The organism is Veillonella parvula (assembly GCF_024461875.1).
Classification (GTDB): Bacteria; Bacillota; Negativicutes; order Veillonellales; family Veillonellaceae; genus Veillonella; species Veillonella parvula_I.
Genome location: NZ_JANGAL010000181.1, coordinates 1 through 209, shown reverse-complemented (window position 1 = coordinate 209; position 209 = coordinate 1). Strand labels below are relative to the sequence as shown.

Genomic DNA, 209 nt, shown 5'->3' with positions numbered 1-209 from the left:
TAACGATTATTCCTCGTTGTGCAGCTGGTGGCTACACTATGATGCTTCCTTCTGAGGAACAAAACTACAAAACAAAATCTCAATTATTAGCATATATTCGAGTTGCTCTTGGTGGTCGAATTGCAGCAGCCTTGATTTTAGATGAAATCAGTACAGGCGCTTCTTGGGACCTTCTAAGTGTAACTAATACTGCTCTCGCTATGGTAACG

Annotated in this window: 1 pseudogene; it reads left to right on the top strand. The window is 41.1% G+C overall.

Going from position 1 to position 209, the window contains the following annotated elements:
* Nucleotides 1-209 (top strand): annotated as a pseudogene (locus tag NE668_RS10280) (ATP-dependent zinc metalloprotease FtsH); the annotation flags it as partial.